This is a genomic window from Burkholderia cenocepacia, from assembly GCF_014211915.1.
Classification (GTDB): Bacteria; Pseudomonadota; Gammaproteobacteria; order Burkholderiales; family Burkholderiaceae; genus Burkholderia; species Burkholderia orbicola.
Genome location: NZ_CP060039.1, coordinates 1,685,882 through 1,704,719 on the forward strand (window position 1 = coordinate 1,685,882; position 18,838 = coordinate 1,704,719).

Genomic DNA, 18,838 nt, shown 5'->3' on the forward strand with positions numbered 1-18,838 from the left:
GCGGTCTCGGGCGCGGGTGCAGGGGCGCGACATGCGCGACGTGAGCGGCGCATGTCGCATGTCGCAGGCGCGCACCCCTGCAAGCCTTTTCCCTTGGGACATTGAGACATTAGGACGAATAGGAGAGAGTCGTGATTGATTTGATGGAGCGGGCAGGTATAGCGATGAGCGTTCGTGGTCAGTTCACCGACCCGATTGCCGATCCTAAAGTTACTTTGGGGGCACTCGCATTTGCGAACGATCTCGGTCGGTTGCTGGTGCGGATCAAGGCGGGACAGGAGGCAAGGCCGGGAACGATCCGCAAGGCAACGTTGCTGTTTGCGCAGATGATCCGATTGTCGGGCCGGTTTAAGCGCAACCGGTTCACGGGCCTGAACCGTGAGGAGCGTCGCGATCAGCGCGCAGGACGCGAAGTCGAACGCGCGAAGGTTGATATTGTTGAGCGCTTCGCGTTGCGTGTGCTAGACGAGTGGATCAACGATCAATGCGTGCGGTGCGAAGGGCGCGGCATCGTGCGGCGGGACGGTCGTTATATTTGTCCGGACTGCGCTGGCTCGGGCAAGCGGCCGATCGACGATGCAGCACGTGCGCATGCACTCGGCATTCCACTTGATGAATATCGGCGTCACTGGTCGCGGCGCTTTCACGACATGCATTCGCTGCTCGATCACGTGAATGGATCGGTGTCCGACACAATGCGCCGCCAAATGCGAGAATGAAACATCTTTCATTTCAAGAGTAGATCGCGTAAACTTCGGAAATCCTTTACCGCGTTACTGGATATTCGCTGGCACCGCGCGTTAGTCGTGCAAACCTCTCGGGACATAAGAACACGTAATGGAGCCCGTTAGGTCGTGTGGGGGCGTTCGTCCCTACGAAGTGAATTCTGAAGCCCTGAGTGCGGAAGCTCTCGGGGTTTTTTGCTGTGTGCCCTTCGCAAAGCTGCTCCGGGTCGTTGGTCAGGTCGGATGCTCCGATTTCCGAGTAATATATGGATCGGACGTGGAATTTTCTGCGCCATTTCATATAACGATACGGGGGAATAGCGTGAGAACTGCTACTGTCGGCGCTCTGAATATTGTTATGCCTGAGCCTCATAGCCCGGCGCGATACGTTGACTTGCTTAAGAAGGCGTACAAGACCAAACGAGTTGTGAAAATCCGAGGACAGTTCGCCGGGATTCTGGGTACTTTCGGGGAGGATCTTGGCGATGGTTTCTACTACGGCGAGATATTCAAGTTCTACGATCTCAAGCTCACTGGGAAGTGGCTTAATATGCTTGAGCAGGCTCCGGCAGAAGAGGATGATTTGGCGGAACTGAATGTCCCCCAACATCTGAAGCCGGGTCTTGAGGCATTTCCGTTCCTATTCCATGCGCCGTCGCACCGGCTCTTCTTTGTTAGTCAAGACTCTCAAGAGCATCTGGGGCCGCAGGATGCTGGCAGATACTTCAAGCAGTTGCTTAATCAGCCGCGACTGACGGATCAGTTTAAGGAAATCGCCGTTACGGTCATTCCGGGCGCCGATACACTCGACAAGATCTTTAGCCTGCCAGAGCTTCGAAAGCTCCATATCGTCATTACGCCGCCGAATCCCGATGATTGGGAGGAAGTCGAGCAGGACGTCAAGGAGAGAATGGCAGAGCAGAACGCGGCGACAATGGTGACGGTTCTTGTCGCACAAAAGGGGGAGTCTCTGGAGCCGAATGAGCACACACGTTTGCTTTCCGAGGTAGCGCAGGCTAATGGCTATGTAGAGGCTCGCGGGAAGACCGAGATCGGGAAGGTCCAGACGCTCTCTACGAAAAAACATCCGATGTTGAGTCCGGCACCGTATGATCCAAACGCCGAGACCATTGTTACCGCGTTGAAGGCTGTAGCCAACGCGTATCTAGCACGTATCCGTCGTTTACGCAGACCTGCCTGAGGCTAACTCATGCTGAGTGACCTGAAGAGATCGTATCGCGGGGTACGCAACATATTCCGGCGATACTGGAGTGCATATGGGGGATGGCGAGCGGTCCTGACCTCTCCGTATCTCCATGCTTCAGCGGTTGTCACGGTGTTGCTCGCCAATCTGTGGGTAGACGGCAAATGGTGGGGTGACCCTATCGCCGTTTTGCCAACTATGGTTGGTTTTGCGATTGGTGCGTATGCGATTGTGTTGGGCTTTGGGGACGAGCGTTTTCGAAGCGTCATCATGACCCGGCGGAAGGGGAAAACGAGTCCCTTCGTTACAATCAGCGCGTCACTCGCTCACTTCATTGTCGTGCAACTTGCGGCATTCGGCGTTGCATTAGTTGCAAAGGGTCTCGACTTTCCACTTGAGGAGACGGAGGGGATTGGTGTCTATGTGTACTCCGTTTTCGGATCAGTCGACTTCGTACACAAATGGATATCCCCGGTCGGGTATTTCCTGGGCTTCCTGCTGTTCATCTACGCCATCGCGACGGCTCTCGCTACTGCCATGGCGATCTTTCGGCTGACGACGATGATTGAGCGGGACGAGGAGCCGAAAAAGACGGAGCCACCGAGACGTCGAGTGATGAGCCGAAGGCGGATGTTGGCTCGCCGCGCTCGAAATTGGCGGGTCTAAGCGGTTGATACGCATGGAGGAAGACCACGCCCAGCACTGTATTTTGTGGGTGTGGTTTTCCGTGTGGCCTGGGTGCTGGCTGTAACGTATCTTGGTTGGGCGGGACGTTTTTCCTTACGAAGTGAATATCGAAGCCTTGAGTGCGAAAGCCCTCAGGGCTTTTTGTATTGGGGCGCTGAAATGCGAATCGAGTCGACGAACGCTGGGCCGCGCGAGGTCTGGTTGACGTGGGATGAAGATCGGAGCATGGGGCGCGTTACCGCGCGGTGCTTCGTGTTTGACGACGCGATCGACCGTGTCGTGTGGGCGATGGACCGAGCGCGCGACGGCGTGACCGCCGATGTCGCGATCGGTGCGGGTCTGCCTATTTTTTGAGCAGGCGGGGACCCTCTGGCCATCGCCAGACGCGGGGGCTCGCACCCGCGTTTTTTCTCTACTGGCGAGTCTTCATAGGGGGTCATATTCATGCCGACTCAGCAGCAGATCGCTGACCATCTCGACCTTGACCAGTCGGCCGTTTCGCGGTTCGTCGACAAGGTCCAGCTCGATTACCGCGTGGCGTCGATCGACGAGATCCGCGTCGCGTACATACGTCATTTGCGCGAGGTCGCGGCCGGCCGGTCCAGCGGTACGGGCATCGATCTCGTCGCGGAACGGGCGAAGACCGAGATCGTCGATCGCGAGATCAAACTGCTGACGCTGGCCGAGAAGAAGGGGCAGCTCGTCAACGCGGCGCAGCTCGAACAGGCGTACGGCCTGATGGTCGGCGCATTTCAAACGGAGCTGCTGTCGCTGTCCGACAAGCTGGTGCAGGAGCTGCGCACGCTATACGGCGTCGAGGTCGATGTCGAATGGTTGAATGAGCATATATATGGATGCCTTGAGCAGCTTTCTGAATACGACCCAGACAGTCCACGCGGTGATTCGCCGGATCGCGACGATGCTGCGTCCGCCGGAGCGGATTGGGACGACGGATTGGGCACGCAAACATCGTAGGTTGAGCGCGAAAGGGTCGGCCAGCCCCGGCCGGTATAACCCGAACATCACGCCGTGGGTGTTCGGCATGCACGAAGCGCTGGACGATCCGACCGTGCAGAAGATCGTGTGTATGAAGTCGGCGCAGGTCGCGTGGACGGATGGCGTGCTGCTGAACTACATCGGCAAGCGGATCGACGTTGACCCGTGCCCGATGATCGTCATGTTCCCGAAAGAGAAGACGGCGAAGAAATTCAACCTGGAGAAGTTCGAGCCGATGGTCGAGGTGACGCCTCGCCTCTCGGCGAAATTGCCGGTTCACGCGGCCCGCGACAAAAACAACTTGTGGGATCACAAGACGTTCGCACGCGGCTTCCTGAAGTTCATCACGTCGAACGCGCCGGACGAAGTGAAGTCGACGCCGGCCCCGGTCGTTGCGGTCGAGGAGCCGGACGACGCGAATACGAACGTTCGCGAGCAGGGCGATTCGATCACGCTGCTGGAGGAGCGGAACAAGAGCTATTCGGCCCGGCGACGCAAGATGATCTTGGGCGGCACGCCGACCATCGACGGCCTGTCGCGCATCCAGCAGGCATACGCGGCATCGGATCAGCGCGTGTATCTGGTGCCGTGCCCGGATTGTGACGAGGAGCATGAGCTGGCGTGGGAAAACGTCACGTGGAGCGAGGGCGCCGAAGTCGTGCATGAGGTCTACGGCCGCGCACAACCGGAGACGGCCCGTTACACCTGCCCGCATTGCGGCTCGTTGTGGGACGACGCGACGCGCATTCGCGCCGTTCGTCGCGGGCGATGGGTAGCGACGGCACCGTTTCACGGCGTCGCCGGCTTCCGCATCAACGAGCTGGTGTCGCCGTTCCCCGGCTCGAACATGGCCGAGCTGGTCAAGAAGTGGCTGACGGCCGACAGGGCGCTGCGCGAGGGCGACGATACGAAGATGCGTTCGTTCGTGAACAACTCGCAGGGCCGGGCGTACAAGTACAAGACCGATCTGCCCGAGCTGGACGTGCTCGCGCAACGTGCGCTGCCATACGCGGAGCTGACGGTGCCGCTCGGGGGTCTGGTGTTGACACTTGGCGTCGACGTGCAGCACGACCGGCTCGCAATCGTCCTGCGTTCATGGGGGCGCGGCGAGGAAAGCTGGCTCGTCGCATGGGGCGAGATCTACGGCAACGTGACGGAGCAGCAGCAAGACCCGATGACAGGCGGCGTATGGGGCGCGTTGACGATGCTGTTGTCGCACGCATACCGGCATGAGAACGGCTGGCTGTTGCGTGTCCGTGCAACGTCGATCGACTCGTCGGACGGTGCGACGTCGGACGCCGTATACAGGTATGTGCGCGCGGCGCAGCAGGCCGGTTACAACGTCATGGCGGTCAAGGGCAGCAGCAACGTCGACGCGGAGATCTTCAGCGTGCCGAAGGCGTCGATCGACTCGACGCGCAACAACAGCAAGGCGGCGAAGTACGGGCTGCGGCCGTATATGGTCGGCGTCAGCCGGGCGAAGGATCTGATCCTCGAAAACCGGCTGAAGCTCGAAGGCGATGGGCCGGGCCGGATGCACTGGTACAGCGGCGTGCGCAGCGACTACTTGCAGCAGCTCACGGCGGAGGTCAAGGTGCCAGGGCCACGTGGCGGTAAGCGCGTGTGGAAGAAGATCAGTCCGCGCAACGAGGCGCTGGACTGCGAAGGGTACGCGCTGCACGCGGCCCGCAGTGTGAAAGTGCACCTGATGACCGAGGCGCACTGGCAGGTCGAGCAGCATCGCGCATCGCAGGTGTCGCTGTTTGATGCGGTCCCGGTACTGGAGGCATTGCCGGCGGCGCTGCCGGCCGAGGTACTTCCTGATCCGCCGGTCGAAGAGACCGTAACAGAGACTCCGCGGCCGTCGCCGCAGGTAGTAAAACCCACCGAAACCCCGCCCCCGAGCGGGGTTTCGCGCATTCAGGGGCGTCGTGTCGGTCGCTCGACGTACCTGAAGCGGCGCTAAACGAGGGAATGGCATGGGCTACACAAAACAGGATCTGCAGAACATCCAGTCTGCAATCGCGAAGGGCGAGCTGGAAGTGCAGTATGCCGACCGGCGCGTGAAATATCGCTCGATCAGCGAGCTGCGCGAGGCACGCACCGAGATCATTCGCGACCTGAACGGCGCGGCCGGGCGTTCGTCGATCGTCCGGATTCGCCACGCCGGCAAGGGGGTGCGATGAAGGCGGGCTTTCCGTCACTCGCGCGTCGCGGATTCGTGGTGCCGACGCGGCTGAAGGCGGCGGCATACGAGTCGGCGAGCACGACTGGCGCACGGGCGAAGTCGTGGCGGGCGTCAAGCGCGGGACCGAACGCGGCGGCGGCGCAAAACCTGCCGCTACTGCGCTCGCGCGCTCGCGATGCGATCCGAAACGACCCGTGGGCGAAGACGGCGATTGCCAGACTCGTATCGAACACGATCGGGAACGGCATCCAAGCTCACCCGAAGCATCCGAACGCTGCGGTGCGAAAAATGCAAAAGCAACTTTGGGAGGATAGCTGCGAGGAGATCGACGCGGACGAGCTGTTCGACATGGCGGGCGTGCAGACGCTTGCCGCACGGACGTTTTTCAGTGACGGCGAGGTACTTGTTCGTCGTCAGTTCCGCAGTCCGAGCGAAGGTTTGGCGGTCCCGTTGCAGATCCGGCTTCTCGAAGGCGACCTGCTGCCGATGGAGAAGAACGAGATCGTCCCCGGCGGGGGCGAGATCGTCAACGGCGTCGAGTTCAATGCGGACGGTCGACGCGTTGCGTATCACCTGCTGCAGCGTCATCCCGGCGAGTACGGGCGTGCATCGACGGCCAACATGCAGACGGTTCGTGTGCCGGCCGACGAGATTGCGCACGTGTTCCTCGCGCTCCGGCCCGGCCAGGTGCGGGGCGTTCCCGAGCTGTCGACCGTGCTGCTGCGGCTGAAGTCGCTGGACAACTTCGATGATGCGGTGCTGTTCCGGCAGGAGGTCAGCAACCTCTTTGCCGGATTCATCACGAAGCCGCCCGCCGAGCCGGGCCTGCCGGGCGATCCAGTCACGGGCGCGGCGATGGAGTACGACGTCGACGGCTTCTCGCCGGTCGTTTCGCTCGAGCCGGGAAGCATGCAGGAGCTGGCCCCCGGCGAAGACGTCAAGTTTGCGGAGCCGCCGGGCGCGGGGACCGACTACGGCCCATTCATGCGTCAGCAACTGATGGCTGCTGCGGCGTCGGTCGGCATGCCGTACGAAGTCCTGACGGGCGATCTGCGCGACGTGAGCGATCGGGTGCTGCGGGTGATCTTGAACGAGTTCCGGCGGTCGATCGAGCAGTTCCAGTGGAACGTGTTCATTCACCAGTTTTGCAGGAAGGTCTGGCGCTGGTGGGTCGACGCATGTGCGCTGTCGGGCGCGATGGCGATGCCCGACTACTACCGACGACGGCGCGAGTACCTGCGGGTGCGGTGGGTGCCGCAGGGCTGGCCATATATCCATCCGGTGCAGGACGTCACGGCGAAGCGGATGGAGATCCGCTCCGGGCTTGCGAGCCGGACAGGTGCAGTCCTCTCGCGCGGTGACGATCCGGAGCAGGTCGATCAGGAGAACGCGGACGATCTCGCGCGCGAGCGCCGGCTCGGAATTCGATATGACACGCTCGATCCCATCGACGGGGCGAGCGATCTTTCTAATGGGGATGGCGAATGAAAGGCAAGAAGCGGTGGTGGGACATCCGCGCGCAGGCGAACGCGGCGGGCGGGAACGAAGTCGAGATCCGGATCTACGGCGACATCGGATTTTGGGGCACCGACGCGGAACTGTTTGCGACGAAGCTGGACGAGGTAGCGTCGACAGCGACGTCGATCGTCCTCGCGATCAACTCGATGGGCGGCGACGTGTTCGATGCGTTCGCGATCTACAACGCGGTGCGTCGGCATAGCGGCAAGGTGACGGGGCGCGTCGACGGTGTCGCCGCATCGGCTGCGTCGCTGATCCTGATGGCATGCGACACGATCGAGATGCCGTCGAACGCGAGGCTGATGATCCACAACCCGAACACAGTCGCGGCCGGCGAGGCGGAGCATCTGCGCAAGCTCGCCGATCTGCTGGACAGCACGTCCGACAGCATGTTGGCGGCCTACGTCGAGCGCAGCGGCCGAACCGCAGAGGAAGTCCGCGCGATCATGGATGCCGAGACCTGGCTCACGGCCGCGCAGGCGAAGGAGCAAGGCTTTTGCGACGCGATCGTGGATCCGATCCGGATCGAGGCGTATGCGGGCGCGGCACGGCTCGCCGCACGCTATGCGGCGGTGCCGGCCGAGATCCGCGCCGTGCTGGAGGACGACAGCGAGGTGACGCCGGCCCCGGAGCCTCATCGGCTGCCGACGCCTACACCAGCGCCGGGCCCGGACGTGTCGGTTCTCGCTGCTCACGTGTACAGCGCGTGCCGCGACGCGCGCATCGAACACTGCGCGGAAGGCATCGTGCTGGCGACCGGCCTGCGGGATCGCGCGAGCGTCGACGCCGCGATCCGCAACGCGCAGGATATCGCCGGTATCTGTCTGGCCGCGAGTCTGACCGAGCTGACGGCCGGCTTCGTATCGGATGGCCTGTCGCCGGATCAGGTTCGTGCGCGGCTGTTCGAGCGCATGACGGCCTCGCAGAAGCCGATCAACCATCGTGCTGCCCCGGTTGCGTCGCAAGACGCACCCGTGGTCGCGAATGCGCCGCGTGCGGCGTCCATCTACGCGGCTCGCAAGAGCGGCAAGTAACTTTGACGCAACCCGAGGAGGGGAAAACTCATGTCGAACTGGAAGGTACAGGCCGCTCTGACGGCTGAATTTCTCGTGTCGGAGGGTAACGGGCAGATCTCGCGCGAGCGGATCGTCGTGAAGGCTGGTCCGGCGCTGCCGGCCGGGCAGGTGCTCGGCGTGACCAGTACCGGCGAATACGCGCCGTACGACAACGCCGCGAACGACGGTTCCGAAGTCGCCGCAGCGGTGCTCTACGCGCCGCTGGCGGCGTCCGAAGCGCCGCGACCGGCGACGGGTGTCGTCCGGCTCGCTGAAGTCGCTGGCGGGCTGCTCACGGGGCTCGATGCAGCCGGTCGCGGTGATCTCGCCGAGCGACACGTGATCGTCCGCTGATCGCATCACGCCCCATTCAAGGCCACGCCAACCGCGTGGCCTTTTTTGTATCCATTTTCATGTCGGAGGTTGTATGGCGGATATCGCCCTGTTTCAAGACGATGCGTTTTCGCTGTCGTCCCTGAGTGCTGCGATCAACGAGCAGCCGTATGTGCCCGGCCGGATCGGCACGCTCGGCCTGTTCGAAGAGGACGGCATCACCACGACGACGGTGCAGATCGAGCGCGATGGCGACACGCTGTCGCTCGTCGCGTCTGGCCAGCGCGGTGCGCCGGCCGCTGTTGTCGCGGGCAGCAAGCGCAACATGATCCCGTTCAACACGGTGCATCTGCCGCAGCGCGCGGTGATCATGGCCGACGAAATCGCGAACCTGCGTGCGTTCGGCTCGGAAACGGAGCTGGAGGCGCTGCAGACCGTCGTGAATCGCCGGCTCGCGAAGATGCGCCGCCAGCTCGACGCGACGCATGAATTCCACCGCATCGGTGCAATCAAGGGCGCGGTGCTCGACGCGGACGGCAAGACGGTGCTGATCGATCTGCTGAAGTACTTCGGTATCGAGCAGACGGTCATTCCGTTCGAGCTGTCGACCGCGACCACCGAGATTCGTCAGAAGTGCATCGAGGTGCAGGACGCGATCGAAGATGCGCTCGGTGCGATGACGTACACCGGCGTGCGCGTGCTCTGCGGGCGCGAGTTCTGGAACAAGCTGATCGCCGCAAAGTCGGTGAAGGAAACGTATCTCGCGTCCGTGATGGCCGCGCAGTTGCGTGGCGACGCGCGCGACGCGTTCGACTTCGGTGGCTGCACGTTCGAGCGTTATCGCGGGCGCGTCGGCGATGTCGGGTATGTCGCGGACGACGAAGCGCATGCGGTGCCGGAGGGCGTGTCCGATCTGTTCATCACGCGTTTCGCGCCGGCCGACTACGTCGAGGCGGTGAACACGACGGGGATTCCGTACTACGCGAAGCAGGAGCTGATGCCCTTCGGCAAGGGCGTCGAGGTCGAGGCGCAGTCGAATCCGATCCACCTGTGCACGCGCCCGAAGGCGCTCGTCAAGCTGAAGGCGTGACATGGCGTTCCGGGATCTGATGGCCGACGTCGACACGGCCGTGAAGCGAGACCTGTCGGACGAGGTCAAGATCGATGGCAAGCCGCTGGAAGGCATGTTCAAGGCGCCTTGGCTCGGCCCGGCTCTCGGAACGCAACGCACGCAGCTCGTTGCGCCGATCCTCGACATCACGGACGACGACGCGGCACGCGTGCGTGAGGGCAGCATCGTCGAAGCGGGTGGCGAGCGGTTCCGTGTCTTCGAGATCCACCCGACCGGCACGGGCTGGACGATCCTGATTCTGAGGTGACGATGGATCTGCTTAAGGTTGAGATCGACGTTAAGGGGGCGCTCGAAGCGCTCGCGGGCCTGCCGCCTGCAGCAATGCAGGCGGCATGGCGTCGGACGCTGCGCAAGACGGGCGCATGGATTCGCAGCCAGACGGCGAAAGAGGTCAGCGGCGCGACGGGCATTCAACAGAAGTTGCTGCGGCAGCGGATGTACTTCTTCATGCGTTCGCTTGATACGGGCAAGGTGTGGCTCGGGCTGAATCCGATCGAGGCGCACCGGCTCGGCGCGGTACGGCGGACGAAGAAGGGGATGCGTGCCGGCAAATCGCTGTTCGAGGGCGCGTGGCGCAAGACCAAGGCGCAGCCGGACGGCGCAATCTACCGCCGCACCGGGAAGGCGCGAACGCCGTTCGAGGTGGTGACGGTCGAGTGGGCGCAGACGGGAGATCCGGCATTTCGACGGGCGGCACGTGCGTGCGAGGCGCGGCTGATGACGGTCCTTCGGCAAGAGGTCGACTATGAACTGCAAAAGGCGGTGAACCGTGCTCGCTAACCTGAAACAACTGCACGACGGAATCGAGGCAGGACTGCGCGAGCGGCTGCCGGATCTCGAACGCATCCATGCGTATCCGAAGATCGGCAAGTCGATCGACACGCCGTTCATCGCGATCGAGCTTGCGGAGCTGGAGCCGGGGCACGATGACGGAACGGGTCGGGTGCCGCTGATCGCGCGCATGCAGGCCCGCGTGATCGTCGACCCGCTGGTGGAGGATGCCGAGGTCCAGGTGCGCGAGCTATCGGCGCGCGTGCTGCAAACGGTGCACGGCGCGACATGGGGGCTGCCGATGACGCCCGGCAAGCAGGTCGGATCGGCCGGTGAAGATCCCTTTCGGCCCGAGCTGGATACGTATCTCGTTTGGCTTGTCGAGTGGGTGCACGAATTCGACCTGGGCGATGCGTACGAGCCGCCGACGAAGGGGCGTGCGGTGGTGTGGGGTGTCGATCCGGAGACGGGGCCGGGGCACGAAGACCACTACTGGAATCCAGCGGAACAGGGGCGGGGTGACGTGTGAGCGACTTTGAGCTTGGCGAAATGGATCGCCGTATGGCGTGCCTGACGCAATCCGCGGTCGTGGAGGCGATCACGTACGACCCGCCGCGCGTGAAAGTGCGTGTCGGCGATTGGGTGAGCGACTGGCTCAAATGGCAGGCCGGTGCTGCCGGCAAGGTTCGGCATTGGCGTCCGCCGTCCGTCGACGAAGAGGTCGCCCTGTGGGCGCCGTCCGGCGATCTCGCCGGTGCGTTCGTCGCGCCCGGCTACTACACGGAGCAGCACGGCGGGTCCGGTCGATCGAGTCCCGACGAGACCGCGACCGACTTCCCGGACGGCGCATTCGAGCAGTACAACCATGCGAGCCACGAATACGTGCTGTCGGTGCCGGCCGGTGGTCGGATCGTGTTCCGCATCGGTGGTACGGAGTTCGAGCTGAAGGCGGACGGCGCAATGCTGCGCAGCGCGAAGTTGCTGGCAGACGTGCCGGACTCGACGTTCACGGGCAATACAACGACGGAGCAACTGCTGACGTTCAACGGCGGCATGCAGGGCAAGCCGGGCGAGGGTGGCGGTGTCGCGATGAAGATCGCTGGTGGTGCTGAATATACCGACGACGTTGTTGCCGGCGGTAAGTCGCTCACGAAGCACAGGCACCGCGAAGAAGGCGACGGCGAGCTGGTTAGCCCGCCAGTGTGAGCACAGCAAAGTAACTTTTGACCCCGCCCGTGCGGGGTTTTTCGTTTGTGGAGGTGGTTATGGCGAAAGACGCACAGCAGGGCGGGGCGGCGGCTCCCGTGACATTCATCGATACCGAGTTCCGCAGCCGCGTGATCGTGTTTCCGGACGGCTCGCACGTTGCCGTGCTGGCCGGCAAAACGGAAGTGACGGAGCCCGAGCACATCGCGTATCTCGAATCGCGCGAGTGCTTCAAGCGCATTCCGACGAAGGCGCAGTGATGGTCGCGCTGGTCGGTATGTGTCGCCGCACGGGCCGACTGATCGGCGGAGTCGAGCATCTGGTGCAGAGCATCGCGGACATTCTGAGCACGCGCAAGGGAACCCGTCGCCAGCGGCCCGATTACGGCTCGGATCTCCCTGCGATGGTGGACCTGCCGGTCACGCGCGGATGGATATCGGCGGCACAGGCCGAAGCCGCGCGTGCAATCGGACGGTGGGAGCCACGTATTGCACTGGATAGCGTGAAGGCGCTGTCTGTCGTGGACGGCAAAGTAACTTTTCGGATCGCCGGGCAGTACAACGGCGATGACGTTGTATTCGAGGTGACGATATGACAGTGATCGATCTGTCGGCGCTTGATCCGCCGGATCTCGTCGAAACGCTCGACTTCGAGGAGGTGTATCAGCGCAAGCTGGAGCACTTCAAGCGCATCTATCCGGATTGGACGGCAGCGCTCGAATCCGACCCGGTCGTGAAGTTGCTGGAGCTGGCCGCGTACGAGGAAATCCGGTTTCGGGCGCGTGTCAACGATGCCGGACGTGCCGTGCTGCTGGCCTATGCAACGGGGGCGGATCTCGAACACCTCGCGGCGCTCTGGAACCTGAAGAAAGAGATCGTCGATCCCGGCGATCCGGAGGCGCACCCGCCGATTCCGGTCACGTACGAGCGCGATGAGCGCTTGCGACTGCGCACGCAGATGGGGATCGAGCGTGCGTCGACGGCCGGGCCGTCAGGCGCGTATCGATCGCTCGCGATGGACGCGTCAGCGGATGTCGCCGACGTGCGCGTCGACCATCCCGAGCCGGGTGTCGTGCGCGTGGTCGTGAAGTCGTATTCGAACGACGGGGTCGCGAGCGCTGCACTGCTCGACACCGTGCGCCGTGCGCTTACGCCTGAGGATCGTCGGCCGCTTAACGACACACCGCTCGTCGTGCCGGCGCGGCCGGTCAATTACGCGATCGTCGCCGACGTCTACATCGGGCGCGGGCCTGATCCGGGTGTTGTGCTCGCTGCGCGACGGCAGGATCTCGATATCGCTGTTGCGGCAGGTGGGGGATTGCGAGTCGGGATGCCCAGATCGGCAATAACCGGGGCGCTGCATCCGAAGGAATCGGGCGTCATGCGGGTCGATTTGCAATCCCCAGCGGCCGATGTCGTATGTGCGATCGACGAGTTCGCGCGCTGCACGTCGATCGTGCTCAATCCGAAGGTGAACGATGACGACTGAAGCATTGTTGCCGACGAACCAGACGAGCCTTGAGGCAGCGCTTGCTCAGGTGATGCGGCCGAGCGTTGATCCCGACGTGATCCGGACGCTTTGGGACGCCGATCGCTGTCCGGTTGCATTTTTGCCGTGGCTCGCGTGGTCGCTCGCGGTCGACGGGTGGGAACTGGCGGAGTCCGAAGACGCGCGACGCGCACTGATCAAGTCATCGCTGGCGATCTACCAGCGCAAGGGTACGCCGTGGGCGATTCGCGAGATCGTGCGGCGGCTCGGTTTCGGCGAGATCGATATTCAGGAGGGGCGTCAGATCAAGCGCCGCGACGGATCGTTTAAGCGGAACGGCCGGTATCGGTACGGCGGCTCGACTGCTTGGGCCGAGTACATCGTGACGCTGCGGCAACCGGTGACGCGGGATCAGGGAGAAAACCTGAAGCGGGCTATCGAACGCTACGCGCCCGCGCGCAGTGTGCTGGCGTGGCTCGATTTTTCGGAGGTTGCGATCCGGCATAACGGACTCGCGACGCGCAACGGTCAATATACGCGAGGGGTAATCGGAACATGGCCGATTTGAAGGAAGAGAGTAAGTGGGAACCGGGGATTCGCCAGTTTGAGACGGAAGACCCGGTGCAGGGTGGCCCGGACGGCGTCGACAACATCGCACTCAAGCAACTTGGCAACCGGACGCGATACCTCAAGGATCGTGCGGACGCGGCAGACAAGGTCGTCGCGGGCCTTGGGAGCGGGAAGCTGGACAAGTCGGGCGGTGCGGTGTCGGGGGCGCTGCTCGGAAAGCCCGGCGCGATCGCTGGCAACAACCCGAAGAACGTCGGGTATGCCTTCGATGGCGATCCGGATACGGGCATGTTTTCACCGGCAGATGGTCATCTGCAGCTCGGCGCGAACGGCGTGCCCTACGTCGTGATGCTCGGAAACAATCTGACGCTCAATCCCGGTGGTTTCCTGTTGTTCAACTCGGGCGGGGTCGAACGCGGTCGGTTCACGCCGGCCGGTCGATTGCTGCTCGGGACGACCGACGACAACGGCCGAGACGGGATGCAGGTCGCTTACCGTGCGTCGTTCGCGAACGGCGTTCAAATTACCGGGCTGGAAGGGGCTGACGGCGGGCATCTTCGGATGACCGACCCGAACTACGGGGTGCTGTTGCGCCATGACGGGATGTCTGCGTATTTGCTGCAGACGAAGAAGGGTGATCCGCTTGGCACGTGGAACACGTACCGCCCGTTTGCATGGTCGCTGGACACGGGTGCTGTCACGATTGATGGGACGGGGCTGGGCACCAAGCTCGGCGGGGCGGTCGATATGGCTGGCGACCTCACGCTGAAACGGACGGCTGGAGAAGGGCGGATATATCTGGGCCAGAACAGCGGCTACTTCTATGCCAATGCGGGCGGTGTCGGCTGGTTTTCGGCGACGGAAGGTGCTTTCCAGTACTACTTCGGCAACCGAACGTTTCGCATCGACGGTCAGCCTGTATGGCATTCCGGAAACCTGACGCCGCTCGATCTCAATATCGGCGGAACCTCGAAGGGGACGCTCTCGTTTGCTCCGGGGGCGCGCATCATCCTGTCCGAAGGTACGCCGCAGAATCCGTCGCTGACGTTCGACAAGGACGGTGCGCCGGATACCGGGCTGTACCACATCGCCGATGGCGAGTTTGGCGTGACCTGCAACGGATTGGTCAACGTACGATTCACGGCCAACAAAGGCACGATTTTTGATCGTGCGGTTCAGGTTCCGACTCCGGCCGCCGGTGACAGGTCGAATAACGCAGCGTCGACAGCGTACGTCGTCGACGCGATCGCATCGGCGTCGATCGGCCAGATCATTTTCGAGTCCCGGACAGCGCCGCGTGCTGGATGTCTCACGCTCAACGGCGCCGTGCTGAATCGAGCGGATTATCCGGCCTTGTGGGCCTATGCGCAGGGCAGCGGCACGCTGGTCGAAGAGAAGGATTGGGCGAGTAACAATTGGGCTTCGTTCTCGACTGGCGACGGAGCTACCACGTTCCGGATTCCGGAGTTTCGAGGTGAGGGCATTCGGTGTGCCGACGTCGGTCGCGGTGCCGATCCCGGCCGGCGAGTCGGGACGTGGCAGGACAGCCAGAACCGCTCGCACGCGCACGGCGCTTCGGCTGCCGCGGTCGGCGATCACGTGCACGGCGCTTGGACTGACTCGCAGGGCTTTCACGCACACCACGGCAACACGGCCGGCGCTGGTAGCCACGATCACCAGATCAATTATCCGCTTCCTCAATACGGCGGAGACACTGATCGAGGCAGTGTAGCTAGCGTCTTCTCGATTGATAACGAGGTCCGCAATGCGCGTACGTCTGCGGTCGGCGACCACGCACACGCGTTCGACACGGACGGTGCGGGGGCGCATGGGCACAACATCGGTATGAACGGAGCCGGGGCACACAGTCACGCCATCACGGTGGCGGCAGATGGCGGCGCAGAGGCGCGCATGCGCAACATCGCCGTGCTCGCCATGATCCGGGCATTCTAATTAGTGAGGTAGAGCATGCTTTGCAATCAATACGACAGTTTGACGGGGCAGTACATTGTGAGTTTTCTGGCCGACGTCGATCCGATGAATTCCAGTCGCTATCTGGTGCCCGCGTTCTGCACGCTCGAACCGCTGCCCGAGCGTGAGCCGCGTACGTGGCCGTTCTGGCGCAACGACAAATGGGAAATGCTGCCGGACTATCGCGGTGTGCGCCTCTATCGCACCGAGTCCGGTGCTGTGGCTGAGATCACGGTCGCAGGTGTGACGCCGGATGAGGTGGGATTGACCGAAGTCCCGCGACCGTCCGACGCGCATGTTTGGCGTGATGGTGCATGGGCGATCGACGAAGACATCGTTGCCGGCAGGGTTCGCGAAGCGGCGATGAATGACTTCTTCGCGAGACTGGAGAAGGCGCGCAAGCAGAATCTCGGCAAATCGGACGCACGCGTGACGGGTCGGCTGTCGGATCTCGAAGCGGCAACGTTCGATGCGTGGGCCGACTATCAGGTCGCACTGGTGCGTGTCGTCGAGTCGCCGGATTTTCCGGCGCAGATCGCGTGGCCGGATGAACCCGATCCGGATGCCATTCTCGCGAAGGTGCAGGCCGAGCGGGCGGAGAAAGCGGCTCGCGAAGCTGACGAAGCAGCGAAGCGCGAAGCGGAAGCGAAGCAGGCCGAAGCAGATCGCGCGGCAGCAGAGGCAGCGACGCCGACTCATGCCGACGACGCTGAACCGATGCCCGAGTCGGGCGAGACCACCAAAAAGTAACTTTGCCGATGCCACTCGCCTGATTGGCGTCGTTTCGTTTCAAGCCGCTCCGATGAGCGGCTTTTTTTATTTCCGGAGATCCGCATGGCAGCGACTTCCTTTTTCCACGGCATCACGACAACGATCGTCGACAGCGGGCCGCGCACGATCGCCGTGCCGTCATCGTCGGTCGTTGGTATGGCCGACACGTACACGCCCGGTCCCGATCTGGCGCAGCCGAACGTTCCCGTGCAACTCACCAGCTACGGCGAAGCGGTACGCGCGTTCGGGGAGAACAGCGCGATCGCGCGGGCTGCCCGCGCGATCTACGCGCAGAGCAGCGCGGTTGTAATCGCGGTTGGCGTGCCGGTAGCGGCGGACGCGGCGCAGCTCACGTCAGCGATTATCGGCGGTGTCTCGGCCGGTGGCGCACGCACGGGCATGCAGGCGCTGCTCGACGCGAAGTCACGTTTCAACGCACAACCGCGCTTGCTGATCGCACCTGGGCATACGTCCAAGCAGCCGGTCGCGACGGCCGCTGACTCGCTCGCCGGCAAGCTGCGTGCAGTGGCCGTAATCGATGGTCCGAACGTCGACGACGAGGCAGCGATTGCGTACGCGAAGAATTTCGGCAGCAAGCGCCTGTACATGGTCGACCCCGGCGCGAAGGCATGGGACAACGCGACGAACGGCGAGATCGCACTGCCGGCGTCGCCGTACGCGGCGGGACTCTTCTGTCAGACCGACGCGAAGATCGGCTTCTGGGCGTCGCCGTCGAACAAGGAGATCGTCGAGATCACGGGCACGGGCCGGCCGATCGAATACCTCGACGGCGACGAGACGTGCCGCGCGAACCTGCTCAACAACGCGAACATCACGACGATCATTCGCGACGGCGGGTATCGCCTCTGGGGGAACCGCACGCTGTCGGCCGATCCGAAGTGGAAGTTCGTCACGCGCGTGCGAACGCTCGACATCGTGATGGATGCCGTGCAGGCCGGCCACAAATGGGCGGTCGATCGCGGCATCACGGCGACGTACGTCAGCGACGTGACCGAAGGGCTGCAGGCTTTCATGCGCGACCTGAAGCGTCAGGGCGCAGTGATCAACTTCGAAGTCTATCCGGACCCGCTGCTGAACACGGCGAGCCAGCTCGAAGACGGCAAGGTGTACTGGAACATCCGATTCACGGACGTCCCGCCGGCCGAAAACCCGATTTTCCGCTTCGAGGTCACGAACCAGTGGCTGACCGAAGTGCTGGATAACCAGATCTAAGGGAGGAACGATGATTCCGGAAACTCTGTATAACTGCACCGCGCACGTCGACGGCCGCGGATACGCCGGTCGCGCAACGAGCGTGACGCCGCCGAAGCTGAAGATCAAGACGGACGACTTTCGCGCGGGCGGGATGGACGCGACGGTCAAGGTCGATCAGGGCATGGAAGCGCTCGACGCATCGTTCGCAATGTCGACGATGGAGTACGAAGTGCTGCGCTTCTTCGGGCTGGTGGATCAGGGGGCGTTCAACGCTGTTTTTCGCGCGGTCTTCATGGACCGTAGCGGCAAGACGAAGAACGTCGCCGCGTATATGCGCGGCATGTTGCATGAAATCGATCCGGGTGACTGGAAGCCGGGCGACAAGTACGAGGCGAAATTCTCGGTGTCGTGCGACTACTACAAGCTGGAGATCGCGGGCCAGATCGTGCACGAGATCGACATCTTCGCGTGCAAGCGCGTGATCAACGGCATCGACCAGCTCGCCGAAGTCCGTAAGGGTCTCGGCATGTAATTGCCACGTCGACGTCACTCGACGGACACGCAGCAAAGCTACTTTATTCACTCAATGGCGAGCCGACAGCTCGCCATTTTTCATTTCAGGAATCGCAATGGAAAAGGTCACGGTCAAGCTCACTTATCCGATCAAGCTCAATGGCGTCGAATGCGACAAATTCACGATGCGCCGGCCGAAGGTGCGCGACATGCGCGGGGCGCAGAAGCTCGCGCCGAATGATGCCGAACAACAGGAGCTGATCCTGTTCGCGAATCTCGCCGACGTCTCGCCCGACGACATCGAAGAAATGGACATGGCCGATTACGAGCGCGTGCAGGACGCCTACTACTCCTTTCGATCCGTACGCGAAGCTGGACCGAAAGACGCTCAAGGCGCTGGCGAATCGGCTGGTGCGTGAATGCGGCATGTCGCCGACGTCGATCGACGAGATGACGGTCGACGACATGCTCTGGTGGTTGACGGATTGAGGGGGC

The 18,838-nt window shown here is 62.8% G+C and carries 24 protein-coding genes; all 24 read left to right on the forward strand.

The window, feature by feature from the left end; translation table 11 throughout:
* Positions 1-131 precede the first annotated feature (131 nt).
* The 24 genes from SY91_RS07985 to SY91_RS08100 all read left to right on the forward strand — a co-directional run bounded on the left by SY91_RS07985 (position 132) and on the right by SY91_RS08100 (position 18,762).
* Positions 132-719 carry a hypothetical protein gene (locus SY91_RS07985; RefSeq protein ID WP_043887033.1) on the forward strand — a complete coding sequence of 196 codons (588 nt, stop codon included), beginning with the start codon at positions 132-134 and terminating at the stop codon, positions 717-719.
* Positions 720-1,083: 364 nt separating this feature from the next.
* Positions 1,084-1,926 (forward strand): DUF4747 family protein, encoded by an 843-nt coding sequence (locus SY91_RS07990; RefSeq protein ID WP_043887032.1) that lies wholly within the window; start codon positions 1,084-1,086, stop codon positions 1,924-1,926.
* Positions 1,927-2,061: 135 nt separating this feature from the next.
* Positions 2,062-2,595, forward strand: a complete 534-nt coding sequence (locus SY91_RS07995) for a hypothetical protein (RefSeq protein WP_185921129.1) — start codon at positions 2,062-2,064, stop codon at positions 2,593-2,595.
* A 63-nt stretch (positions 2,596-2,658) separates the two neighbouring features.
* On the forward strand, positions 2,659-2,970 hold the full coding sequence (locus tag SY91_RS35460; RefSeq protein ID WP_313771522.1) for a hypothetical protein: 312 nt from the start codon (positions 2,659-2,661) through the stop codon (positions 2,968-2,970).
* A gap of 90 nt (positions 2,971-3,060) precedes the next feature.
* On the forward strand, positions 3,061-3,591 hold the full coding sequence (locus tag SY91_RS08005) for a hypothetical protein (protein WP_023475487.1): 531 nt from the start codon (positions 3,061-3,063) through the stop codon (positions 3,589-3,591).
* Positions 3,536-5,578, forward strand: coding sequence for a phage terminase large subunit family protein (locus SY91_RS08010; RefSeq protein WP_313771523.1), 2,043 nt, complete (start codon positions 3,536-3,538; stop codon positions 5,576-5,578). Before SY91_RS08005 ends, SY91_RS08010 begins: the two co-directional genes overlap by 56 nt.
* Positions 5,579-5,591: 13 nt before the next feature.
* Positions 5,592-5,798, forward strand: coding sequence for a phage head-tail joining protein (locus SY91_RS08015; RefSeq protein ID WP_023475485.1), 207 nt, complete (start codon positions 5,592-5,594; stop codon positions 5,796-5,798).
* The gene (locus SY91_RS08020; protein WP_023475484.1) at positions 5,795-7,288 is read left to right on the forward strand and encodes a phage portal protein; all 1,494 of its coding nucleotides are present in this window, start codon (positions 5,795-5,797) and stop codon (positions 7,286-7,288) included. Before SY91_RS08015 ends, SY91_RS08020 begins: the two co-directional genes overlap by 4 nt.
* Complete coding sequence (locus SY91_RS08025; protein WP_023475483.1) at positions 7,285-8,352, forward strand: head maturation protease, ClpP-related; 1,068 nt, start codon at positions 7,285-7,287, stop codon at positions 8,350-8,352. The genes SY91_RS08020 and SY91_RS08025 overlap by 4 nt, the downstream gene beginning before the upstream one ends.
* A 30-nt stretch (positions 8,353-8,382) precedes the next feature.
* A complete protein-coding gene (locus SY91_RS08030) occupies positions 8,383-8,727 on the forward strand; it encodes a head decoration protein (RefSeq protein WP_023475482.1) in 345 nt (114 codons plus the stop codon).
* 73 nt (positions 8,728-8,800) lie between these two features.
* Complete coding sequence (locus SY91_RS08035) at positions 8,801-9,796, forward strand: major capsid protein (protein ID WP_023475481.1); 996 nt, start codon at positions 8,801-8,803, stop codon at positions 9,794-9,796.
* A 1-nt stretch (position 9,797) separates the two neighbouring features.
* Positions 9,798-10,085: a hypothetical protein gene (locus SY91_RS08040; RefSeq protein ID WP_023475480.1), complete on the forward strand. Its 288-nt coding sequence runs from the start codon at positions 9,798-9,800 to the stop codon at positions 10,083-10,085.
* Between the two features lie 2 nt (positions 10,086-10,087).
* Positions 10,088-10,618, forward strand: coding sequence for a phage tail protein (locus SY91_RS08045; RefSeq protein WP_043887029.1), 531 nt, complete (start codon positions 10,088-10,090; stop codon positions 10,616-10,618).
* A complete protein-coding gene (locus SY91_RS08050; RefSeq protein ID WP_023475478.1) occupies positions 10,608-11,138 on the forward strand; it encodes a hypothetical protein in 531 nt (176 codons plus the stop codon). The genes SY91_RS08045 and SY91_RS08050 overlap by 11 nt, the downstream gene beginning before the upstream one ends.
* Positions 11,135-11,815 carry a phage baseplate assembly protein V gene (locus SY91_RS08055; protein WP_043887028.1) on the forward strand — a complete coding sequence of 227 codons (681 nt, stop codon included), beginning with the start codon at positions 11,135-11,137 and terminating at the stop codon, positions 11,813-11,815. Before SY91_RS08050 ends, SY91_RS08055 begins: the two co-directional genes overlap by 4 nt.
* A 98-nt stretch (positions 11,816-11,913) precedes the next feature.
* Entirely contained in the window at positions 11,914-12,075 is a 162-nt protein-coding gene (locus tag SY91_RS08060; protein ID WP_226135219.1) for a hypothetical protein, read from the forward strand.
* The gene (locus tag SY91_RS08065) at positions 12,075-12,410 is read left to right on the forward strand and encodes a GPW/gp25 family protein (protein ID WP_023475476.1); all 336 of its coding nucleotides are present in this window, start codon (positions 12,075-12,077) and stop codon (positions 12,408-12,410) included. The genes SY91_RS08060 and SY91_RS08065 overlap by 1 nt, the downstream gene beginning before the upstream one ends.
* A complete protein-coding gene (locus SY91_RS08070) occupies positions 12,407-13,303 on the forward strand; it encodes a baseplate J/gp47 family protein (RefSeq protein ID WP_043887025.1) in 897 nt (298 codons plus the stop codon). Before SY91_RS08065 ends, SY91_RS08070 begins: the two co-directional genes overlap by 4 nt.
* The gene (locus tag SY91_RS08075) at positions 13,293-13,871 is read left to right on the forward strand and encodes a phage tail protein I (RefSeq protein WP_023475474.1); all 579 of its coding nucleotides are present in this window, start codon (positions 13,293-13,295) and stop codon (positions 13,869-13,871) included. Before SY91_RS08070 ends, SY91_RS08075 begins: the two co-directional genes overlap by 11 nt.
* Positions 13,859-15,826 carry a phage tail protein gene (locus tag SY91_RS08080; protein WP_043887023.1) on the forward strand — a complete coding sequence of 656 codons (1,968 nt, stop codon included), beginning with the start codon at positions 13,859-13,861 and terminating at the stop codon, positions 15,824-15,826. Before SY91_RS08075 ends, SY91_RS08080 begins: the two co-directional genes overlap by 13 nt.
* 15 nt (positions 15,827-15,841) lie before the next feature.
* Positions 15,842-16,594: a tail fiber assembly protein gene (locus SY91_RS08085; protein WP_043887021.1), complete on the forward strand. Its 753-nt coding sequence runs from the start codon at positions 15,842-15,844 to the stop codon at positions 16,592-16,594.
* 84 nt (positions 16,595-16,678) lie between these two features.
* Positions 16,679-17,848, forward strand: coding sequence for a phage tail sheath family protein (locus SY91_RS08090; RefSeq protein WP_023475471.1), 1,170 nt, complete (start codon positions 16,679-16,681; stop codon positions 17,846-17,848).
* 10 nt (positions 17,849-17,858) lie between these two features.
* A complete protein-coding gene (locus SY91_RS08095) occupies positions 17,859-18,362 on the forward strand; it encodes a phage major tail tube protein (RefSeq protein ID WP_023475470.1) in 504 nt (167 codons plus the stop codon).
* A 97-nt stretch (positions 18,363-18,459) separates the two neighbouring features.
* Positions 18,460-18,762, forward strand: coding sequence for a phage tail assembly protein (locus tag SY91_RS08100; protein WP_023475469.1), 303 nt, complete (start codon positions 18,460-18,462; stop codon positions 18,760-18,762).
* Positions 18,763-18,838: the final 76 nt, after the last annotated feature.

Bases quoted from the DNA above. Each gene is read 5' to 3' on its own strand.
- SY91_RS08010 (WP_313771523.1), top strand. From the start codon at position 3,536: ATGCTGCGTCCGCCGGAGCGGATTGGGACGACGGATTGGGCACGCAAA.
- SY91_RS08045 (WP_043887029.1), top strand. From the start codon at position 10,088: ATGGATCTGCTTAAGGTTGAGATCGACGTTAAGGGGGCGCTCGAAGCG.
- SY91_RS07990 (WP_043887032.1), top strand. From the start codon at position 1,084: ATGCCTGAGCCTCATAGCCCGGCGCGATACGTTGACTTGCTTAAGAAG.
- SY91_RS08015 (WP_023475485.1), top strand. From the start codon at position 5,592: ATGGGCTACACAAAACAGGATCTGCAGAACATCCAGTCTGCAATCGCG.
- SY91_RS08005 (WP_023475487.1), top strand. From the start codon at position 3,061: ATGCCGACTCAGCAGCAGATCGCTGACCATCTCGACCTTGACCAGTCG.
- SY91_RS08090 (WP_023475471.1), top strand. From the start codon at position 16,679: ATGGCAGCGACTTCCTTTTTCCACGGCATCACGACAACGATCGTCGAC.
- SY91_RS08065 (WP_023475476.1), top strand. From the start codon at position 12,075: ATGGTCGCGCTGGTCGGTATGTGTCGCCGCACGGGCCGACTGATCGGC.
- SY91_RS08035 (WP_023475481.1), top strand. From the start codon at position 8,801: ATGGCGGATATCGCCCTGTTTCAAGACGATGCGTTTTCGCTGTCGTCC.
- SY91_RS08020 (WP_023475484.1), top strand. From the start codon at position 5,795: ATGAAGGCGGGCTTTCCGTCACTCGCGCGTCGCGGATTCGTGGTGCCG.
- SY91_RS08080 (WP_043887023.1), top strand. From the start codon at position 13,859: ATGGCCGATTTGAAGGAAGAGAGTAAGTGGGAACCGGGGATTCGCCAG.
- SY91_RS08070 (WP_043887025.1), top strand. From the start codon at position 12,407: ATGACAGTGATCGATCTGTCGGCGCTTGATCCGCCGGATCTCGTCGAA.
- SY91_RS08100 (WP_023475469.1), top strand. From the start codon at position 18,460: ATGGAAAAGGTCACGGTCAAGCTCACTTATCCGATCAAGCTCAATGGC.
- SY91_RS08025 (WP_023475483.1), top strand. From the start codon at position 7,285: ATGAAAGGCAAGAAGCGGTGGTGGGACATCCGCGCGCAGGCGAACGCG.
- SY91_RS08030 (WP_023475482.1), top strand. From the start codon at position 8,383: ATGTCGAACTGGAAGGTACAGGCCGCTCTGACGGCTGAATTTCTCGTG.
- SY91_RS08085 (WP_043887021.1), top strand. From the start codon at position 15,842: ATGCTTTGCAATCAATACGACAGTTTGACGGGGCAGTACATTGTGAGT.
- SY91_RS08095 (WP_023475470.1), top strand. From the start codon at position 17,859: ATGATTCCGGAAACTCTGTATAACTGCACCGCGCACGTCGACGGCCGC.
- SY91_RS08075 (WP_023475474.1), top strand. From the start codon at position 13,293: ATGACGACTGAAGCATTGTTGCCGACGAACCAGACGAGCCTTGAGGCA.
- SY91_RS08040 (WP_023475480.1), top strand. From the start codon at position 9,798: ATGGCGTTCCGGGATCTGATGGCCGACGTCGACACGGCCGTGAAGCGA.